Genomic DNA, 7,990 nt, shown 5'->3' on the forward strand with positions numbered 1-7,990 from the left:
CGGGTGATGAACTACGATGCCGCGGCCTACCGCTACCAGCTCACCAAGAGCAAAAAGCTCTATCCCGTGCTCACGCTGGTGGTATACTACGGGAAAGAAGCTTGGAACTACAGCCGGAATTTGCTGGGGAACATCAATCTGCAAAAGCTCCCCGAGGAAATGCGGCCGCTGATCAGTGATTACAAGATCAAGGCTTTTTACCGGATCAGCGACTTGAATGCAAAAGAGCTGGATAAGTGTTTCAAGAGCGCCTTTTTCTGCCTGGCGGAATATTTCATCCAGACCAATGCTGGTGAAGAATACCACCCAAGCGCCAAGAAGCTGTCGGTAGAAGATGTGAAGCTTCTTTTGGATATGATGGACGCCCTGTCGGGCAGCCATGCTTATGACGAATTAATCAAGGAATTGGGAAAAAGAAATAAGAACGAGGTGACCACCATGACTGAAGTACTGCCACAATTTATCCAGGTCAAGGTTGACCGGGCCAAGAAGGAAACTGCCGAAGAAGTTACTAAAGACCACTTGATCAACATCTTGAAAACCACCAACTTGACTCCAGACGGGGCCATGGATCTCTTGGGCATCCCAGAAGCGGACCGGGCCATGTACAAGGACCTGCTCAAGAAAAAGTAGGCAACACAAAAGCGGACAAACCAAGCCTGTCCGCTTTTCTTTATGGATCAGTCTAGTCTGCCTTCAGCAAAAAGGCTCTGATTGCAGCCTTCAAGCCGGCCACTGCCGTGTCTAGCGGCATAGACGGCGTGTTTGGCCGCTTAACCACTTGCTCTGGCAAAAACGGAATATGAACGAAGCCGGCCTGCATCCCTGGATGTTCTTTTCTCAAACTCTGTGCGTAATACATGACATGGTTGCAGACGAAGCAGCCGGCCGTAGTCGACACTTCAGCCGGGATGCCGGCTTCTTTGATTGCTTTCACCATATCTTTAACCGGCAGCTGGGTAAAGTAAGCAGCTGGTCCTTCTGGATCGATTGCCTGCCCTTCTCTTTTGTCCCCGCTGTTGTCCGCGATCGGGCAATCATCATAATTGATGGCAACCAGTTCTGGTGTCAGGCATGCCCGGCCGCCTGCCTGGCCAACGTTTAACAGGAAATCTGGATCTTCTTTTTCCACGGCTGTTTTCAATTTTTTCTCGCTTTCCAGGTAGCTGGTCGGCAGCTGCAGCTTGACGATTTCACAGCCAGCAATTTCATCCGGCAGCAATTTTACGGCTTCAATAGCCGGGTTGATTTTCTCATGATTGAAGGGGTTGAAACCCGTCACTAATACTTTGGTCATTTTTTAGTCCTTTTCTTTTTTAGGCACTTTCTTGAAAAAAAGTCTCTCTTGCTAGTAAACTAGATAGGTATACAAACAATAGAAAGTGGGTCCAACATGTTTTTCTTCTTCCTTGAACCAGTATTGATCTACAACTGGCTCCTTATCCTGGCCGCGATCATTCCGGCTATCTTTTTGATGATCAAGGTCTATCAGTCCGACCGGCTGGAGCCGGAAAGCCCCTATATCCTGCGCAAAATGGTCACTGGCGGGATCTGGTCGGCCGTTGTCGCCGGCATCCTTGAATGGATCGCCAACGGCGTCTTAACCAGCTTTGTCTCCCAAAAAGACCCAATCTACAACGTTATCATGTACTTCGTGATCGTTGCCTATGCTGAAGAAGGCTCCAAGTACTTCTTCTTGAAGCGCCGGTCCTGGTTCAGCCAAGAATTTAACTGCCAGTACGACGGGGTCGTCTACGGTGTCTTTGTGGCTCTGGGCTTTGCCCTTTGGGAAAATATTTCTTATGTCACCATTTACGGCTTCTCTACTGCCTTAGTCCGGGCCGTGACGGCCATCCCTGGCCACGCCTGCTTCGGGGTCTTCATGGGGATCTTCTACGGCCTGGCCCGCGGCTATGCCTATTTGGGCAAGGACTTCCGCTCCAAGCTCTTCCGCGTTCTGGCCGTTGTCGTTCCGGCTGCCTTGCACGGCAGCTACGACTACGTGGCTTCGCTCAATTCCGCCGATGGCCAGTGGATTTTCCTGGCCTTCATCGCCGTCCTCTTTTTCATCTCCTTCCGTTTGGTAAACAAGATGTCCAAAAACGACAAGTACTTTGAAATCGACCGGCGAAACTTCCGCTTCTGATTTAAATTTTCAAGCAAAAAATCTGCCCTCGCGTCATGCAGGGGCAGATTTCTTTTTTCTCAGAAAACAGCTAATCCAGCTCTGCCAGGTCATATGGCGTTTCCTGGTAAACGGCATAGTTGATCCAGTTGCTGAAGAAGGTCGAAGCCGCCAGACTCCAGGTGAGGCGCGGCTTTTTCTCCGGATCGTCGCTTGGGAAATAGTTGACCGGCAAAAGCGGAGCAAGACCGGCTTTCACGTCCCGGTGGTATTCTTCAGACAAGGTGTCTCTTGAATATTCCAAATGGCCGAAGCTGAAGATCTGCCGCAAGTCCCTGCTTGCCGCGATCGCCACGCCCACTTCCGGCCCCTCTGCCAAAATCTGCAGGCTGCTCTCCTTTAGTTGGTCTGGATAAATCGTGGTATAGCGGGAATGCGGACAGCGGTAGGAATCGTCAAAGCCCCGAAGAAGCGGGCTTGCCCCCGTCACTTCCTGCTCGTAGATGCCAGACAGCTTGTTTTTTAAAGGCTGCTTGTCAATTCCAAAGTGGTAGTACAAACCGGCCTGGGCGCCCCAGCAAAGGTGAAGGCTGGAATAGACATGGGTCTTGGACCATTCCATCAGTTGGCAGAGCTCGCTCCAATAGTCGACTTCCTGGAAAGGCAGCTGCTCAACCGGGGCACCGGTGATGATCATCCCATCATAGCGCCGGTCTTTGATATCGGCAAAAGTCCGGTAGTAGTTCTTTAAGTATTCGTTGGAAGTATTTTTGGACTTATGGCTGGCCATATAGAGAAATTCAACTTCCAGCTGCAGGGGGGTGTTGGCCAGGTGGCGAAGCAACTGCACTTCAGTATTGGCCTTCTTAGGCATCAAGTTGACTACCAGAATCTTCAAAGGCCGGATGTTCTGGGTCATGGCCCTTTGCTCATCCATGACGAAGATATTCTCCTGCCTCAAAACATCAATGGCAGCTAGCTTTTTGTCTAAAGTAATTGGCATCCTCAATCGTCTCCTGTTTAAAATTCTTTCGTTTAATTTACCATTAATTCTGAAAAAAAGCTAACAAAAGAATTAATTCTTTTAAACTTTTGCAAAAGAAAAAGCCCGCTTGCGCGGGCTTTCTCAGGATAGACATGTGAAGTCAAATTAAGTTGTTAGTCAATGTTGTCGTTAATGTTGAAGACGACGGACTTAACCCGGGTCATGGCCTGGATTGAGTACTTGACACCTTGCACTCCGGCACCTGAGCTCTTAACGCCCAGGAATGGGAAGTTGTCCGGACCTCTTTGGGTCTTGTTGTTGATGTGGACCGTGCCGACTTCCAGCTTGCCAGCAATGGCAAAGGCCCGTTCAAAGTTCCGTGAGAAGACGGAGCTTTGCAGACCGTATTCTGACTCGTTGGCAATCTTGACTGCTTCATCAGCTGACTTGACGCGGATGAATGGCAGAACTGGGCCGAATGGTTCTTCCCAAGCCAGCCGCATGTCGGTCGTGACTTGGTCCATTACCATTGGGTAGATCAGGTTGCCTTCACGCTTGAAGTCAAACAACGGCTTAGCGCCCTTTTCTTCAGCTTCTTCAATCAAGCCTTGTACGTAGTCGGCAGACTTGGTGTCGATCAAAGGCGTGATGTCAGCGTCGTCTTCCGGCATGCCGACCTTCAAGTCCTTGACCAAAGCGTTGACCTTTTCGATCAATTCATCAGCCACGCTGTCCATGACCAGGACCCGCTTAACTGCAGTACACCGCTGGCCTGAGTAGCCAAAGGCACCGGCAACGATGTTCTTGGCCGTCAGGTCCAAGTCAGCGTCTTCCAAGACGATGGCCGCGTCCTTGCCGCCAAGTTCCAGCATGATTGGCCGCATCCCGGCCAGCTTGCCGATGTTCTTGCCAACAGCACTGGAACCGGTGAAGTTGATGAAGTTGACAGCTGGGTGTTCAACGATGTAGTCGCCGATCACCCGGCCGCGGCCAGTAATGGTGTTGAAGACACCAGCTGGCAAGCCGGCTTCAGCAAAGGCCTTGGCCAAAAGCAGACCGGAAATTGACCCTTGTGTCGGCGGCTTGAAGGCAACGACGTTCCCGCCCATCAGAGCCGGAGCAATCTTTGAGCCAGCCAGGTTGACTGGGTAGTTGAATGGTGAAATAGCCAAAACCAGGCCAACTGGTTCCCGGCGGACAACGGCAATCTTGTTCTTGCTTGCAGCTTCAAAGTTGCCGCCTTCCATGACTTCCCCATCCAAGGTAACGCCGACCTTAGCGGTGTATTCGACGATTTCAGCCGTCCGGGTGACTTCGCCGATAGATGACTTGAGACCCTTGGCGATTTCCTTGGACAAGACTGAACCGATCTTTTCAGCGTCGCGGTAAAGGATGTCGGCCGCCTTTTGCAAATATTGAGCCCGTTCAACGTATGAAAGAGCCCGCCATGCCGGCAAAGCCTTCTTGGCGCTGTCCATCACGTAGTCGACATCTTCGTGTGACATAGCTGGAACAGTACCCAGGGACTTGCCAGTTGCTGGTTCAAAAATTTCAATCGCGTCAGCGGAGTCCCGCCATTCGCCATTGACATAGTTTAAATAGTGTTCTGTCAAGAGAGCAGCTCCTTTCGTATTAGTACTTACATTTTAAGCCAACTTTAAGCTTTTGCAAGTTTTTTGCAAAAATGTTTTCAATAGCTTTCTGGTGGTTTTGTCTTGTAATTACTCTTGATTACGTTTCTTAGTATAGGTCAGAATTTCCCATTTGAAAATTTCTTCTTTCAGATAGTACTATGCTTTGTTGGAATAGTACCTACCAATTTTAAAATCAGAGCAGACCATGTTTCTGCAAATACCGCCGGGCCACCTTGCTGGCACTCGCGTGCTTGACGGAAACCTGGTAGTTCATCTGCTGCATGTCTTTTTCGCTGATCTTGCCAGCCAATTTGTTCAAGCTCTTGACGATGCCGGGATGCTTTTTGGCAAAGGATGTCTTCATCAAAGGCGCGCCCTGGTAAGGCGGGAAGAATTTCTTGTCGTCCTTTAAGGCCACCAGGCCGTATTGCCGGATTTCCGGGTCGGTCGTGTAGCCGTCAACGACTGCGGCCTTCCCGCTGGCGATGGCCTTGTAGCGCAGCGCTGACTCCATGGTTTTGACCTGCAGATTGAGGCCGTATGCCTTCTTCAACCCCAGATAGCCGTCTTGCTGGTTGGTGAAATCAGGGTCGAAAGCCGCGGTTAGGGAAGAATCCAGCTTGGCCAGATCGCTCAGAGTCTTTAAATCATGTTTCTTGGAAAAAGTCTTCGTGACGGCCAGGTCGTAGCCGTTTTGGTACTTCATTGGCTTCAAGTAGCTCAGCTGGTATTCCTTGGCAAGCAGCTTTTTGGCCAGCTGGTAGGTTTTGGCCGGATCATGCGGGGTTGCCACTTTTTCCTTGACCAGACCCTGCAAGACCGTGCCGGTAAATTCCGGGTAGATGTCGATCTTGCTGCTCTTTAGCGCGCTGAACAGGAAACTGGTGCCGCCAAAGTTGTTTTTGACCGCCACTTTGACATTTGGATTGTCCTTTTCGATCAGGTCCTTGTACATGTTGATCAAGATGTCGGGCTCACTGCCCATCTTGCCGGCAATAACTACTTCTTCCTGTTTTGGCGAAAAAAGCTTCGGCATTTGGCTGACTCCAAGGCCGAGCGCCAAGATTGCCAAAACCGTTGCTGTCAGCTGGAAGTGCTTCTTAGAAGAAGACATGAACTTGAGCAGAGCCGACATGGCCAGGGTCAAGATGGCTGACAGGCCGGCACCGATCAAGAGATAGGTGTTGTTGTTTTGCTGGATGCCCAGCATGATGTAAGTCCCCAGGCCTCCGGCACCGATCATGGCGGCCAGCGTAGCCGTGCCGATGATCATGACCAAAGAGATGCTGACGCCGGAAAGAATCATCGGCAAAGCCATCGGAAATTCCAGCCGGGTCAACTTTCTCCAGCGGCTGAGGCCAAAGGCATCAGCGGCTTCTTCCAAGTTGGGGTCGATATTGCGCAGGGATGAATAGGTGTTTTGGTAGATTGGCATCACCCCGTAAGCCGTTAGGGCGATCAAAGCCGGAGTCGTCCCAATCCCGACCAGGGGAATCAACAGGCCCAGCAAGGCCAGGCTGGGGATGGTCTGGATGATGCTGGTGATCTGAAAGACAACTTCCCCGGCTCTTTTGCTGTGGGCCAGCAGCATCCCCAAAGGAATCGCGAGCAAACAGGCAATCAGCAGGGCTTCAACAGACAAAAGCAAGTGCTCGCCAAGAGCCGCGAGGATCTGCCCCTGGTGCGAGGCTGCTGTATTAATCAGTTCTTTCATTTTAGTCCCCCAATTTTCCTAAATAACGCAGCAGGCCAGCAACCGTGATCTGGTAGCCGCGGCCCTGACAGCTGAACTTCAAAAGGCCGTCTTCTGCAGGCAATTCCGTGACTTCTTCAACCCGCTCAACTTGCGGCAGGCCGGCTGCTGCAAGTTTTTCAAGTTCCGGGCAGGCCAGCAGTTCCCCCATGGTCCCCAGCCGCGGACGGGCACTTTTGAAGAAGTCGGCGACAAAAGCGTTGGCAGGCTTTTGCAGGATGTCTTCCGGGCAACCGACTTGCAGCAATTCCCCGTCTTTAATCACGCCGATCCGGTCGCCCAGGCGCAGGGCTTCTTGCATGTCATGAGTCACGAAGACGACCGTCGTCTGGCTCTGGCGGTGCAGGTCCAGCAGAAGCTCCTGCTGCTGGCGGCGCAAGACCGGATCCAAGGCACTGAAAGATTCGTCCATCAGAATCAGCTTTGGCCGGCTGGCCATAGCCCGGGCAATGGCTACCCGCTGCTGCTGGCCGCCAGAGAGTTCACTTGGAAACCGGTCTAGGTATTTTTCACCCGGCAGCCCCACCTGCTTCAGCAATTCCAGCGCCCGCTGGCGGCGCTCGGCCTTTTTGACCCCGGCCTCTTCCAGCTGGATCGTGACATTGTCGCCCACTGTCAAGTTCGGGAAGAGACTGCTGGTCTGCAGGACATAGCCCATATGCAGGCGCAGCTGTCGCAGATCGCAGTCCTTGACCCGGTCACCGTCCAGCCAAACGTCGCCGGCGGTCGGCGCGGTCAAGCGGTTGATCATTCTGAGCAGGGTCGTCTTCCCGCTGCCGCTCGGGCCAACCAGGACAAAGAGTTCGCCGTCATTGATCGTTAAGTTGATGTCTTTCAAAATGACGTTCTCTCCGTACGTCATTCCCACGTTGCGATATTCGATCATGTTCTCTCCCTCTGCAATTCATGTAACTTCAATAGTTTCTTGTTAAAGCATACTACCGGACGCAGTACTTGTAAAGTAAAAAGATGCAGGCTTTGCGATTTTTTCGGCGGACTTGCTGGCAAGACTTGCGCCAATATAGGAGGCCTATAATGAAAAGCATCCGCCTTATCGGCTTGCTTTCTGGCCAGCCGTCGTTGCGGCAAGGGAAAAATCCTGCTTGCTTTTTGGTAAATTTTGCTTTATATTAGTAATTGCAAAAGTTACATGTGCAAAGGAGCAGAAAGATGAAAGTTTCGACGCGTTTCAGCGACAGCATCCACCTGCTGGCGTTTTTGGTCATTTACAAGGGGAAAGTCACTTTGTCCAGCAGCAATATTGCCAGTTCATTAAATACCTCGCCGGTGGTCGTGCGGCGCTTGATGGCCAATCTGCGGGATGCAGGCTTCATCAAGACAACCCATGGGTCGCCGGATCCGGAACTTTTGCGGGAGCCCAAGGACATCAGCCTGCTGGAGATCTACCTGGCAACGGAGGGTCACAGCCCCCTTTTTTCAATCGACCATGAGACCAATCCGGAATGCATCGTCGGCGGCAATATCCAGCCGAC

The 7,990-nt window shown here is 51.7% G+C and carries 8 protein-coding genes; 3 read left to right on the forward strand and 5 right to left on the reverse strand.

Features of this window, described 5'->3' with window-relative positions:
- Positions 1 to 633 (forward strand): Rpn family recombination-promoting nuclease/putative transposase (locus lacNas_RS06225; protein WP_201346696.1); only part of this gene is annotated, 633 nt, incomplete at its 5' end.
- A 52-nt stretch (positions 634 to 685) separates the two neighbouring features.
- Here lacNas_RS06225 and pcp read toward each other — a convergent pair.
- Positions 686 to 1,297: a pyroglutamyl-peptidase I gene (pcp, locus tag lacNas_RS06230; protein ID WP_201331881.1), complete on the reverse strand. Its 612-nt coding sequence runs from the start codon at positions 1,295 to 1,297 to the stop codon at positions 686 to 688.
- A gap of 96 nt (positions 1,298 to 1,393) precedes the next feature.
- On the opposite strand from pcp, the gene lacNas_RS06235 reads away from it, so the two are divergent.
- A complete protein-coding gene (locus lacNas_RS06235; protein ID WP_201331882.1) occupies positions 1,394 to 2,146 on the forward strand; it encodes a PrsW family intramembrane metalloprotease in 753 nt (250 codons plus the stop codon).
- 70 nt (positions 2,147 to 2,216) lie between these two features.
- Here the strand turns inward: lacNas_RS06235 and lacNas_RS06240 are convergent, their stop codons facing one another.
- The 4 genes from lacNas_RS06240 to lacNas_RS06255 form a co-directional block, all read right to left on the reverse strand.
- A complete protein-coding gene (locus lacNas_RS06240; protein ID WP_201331883.1) occupies positions 2,217 to 3,128 on the reverse strand; it encodes a homoserine O-succinyltransferase in 912 nt (303 codons plus the stop codon).
- A gap of 155 nt (positions 3,129 to 3,283) precedes the next feature.
- A complete protein-coding gene (locus tag lacNas_RS06245; RefSeq protein ID WP_201336329.1) occupies positions 3,284 to 4,723 on the reverse strand; it encodes an NADP-dependent glyceraldehyde-3-phosphate dehydrogenase in 1,440 nt (479 codons plus the stop codon).
- A 214-nt stretch (positions 4,724 to 4,937) separates the two neighbouring features.
- A complete protein-coding gene (locus lacNas_RS06250) occupies positions 4,938 to 6,458 on the reverse strand; it encodes an ABC transporter permease/substrate-binding protein (protein WP_201330368.1) in 1,521 nt (506 codons plus the stop codon).
- A gap of 1 nt (position 6,459) precedes the next feature.
- On the reverse strand, positions 6,460 to 7,383 hold the full coding sequence (locus lacNas_RS06255) for an ATP-binding cassette domain-containing protein (RefSeq protein WP_201330369.1): 924 nt from the start codon (positions 7,381 to 7,383) through the stop codon (positions 6,460 to 6,462).
- Between the two features lie 284 nt (positions 7,384 to 7,667).
- Here lacNas_RS06255 and lacNas_RS06260 point away from each other — a divergent pair.
- Positions 7,668 to 7,990 (forward strand): RrF2 family transcriptional regulator (locus lacNas_RS06260; protein ID WP_201330370.1); only part of this gene is annotated, 323 nt, incomplete at its 3' end.

Origin of the sequence: Lactobacillus nasalidis, assembly GCF_016587775.1 — a bacterium.
GTDB lineage: Bacteria > Bacillota > Bacilli > Lactobacillales > Lactobacillaceae > Lactobacillus > Lactobacillus nasalidis.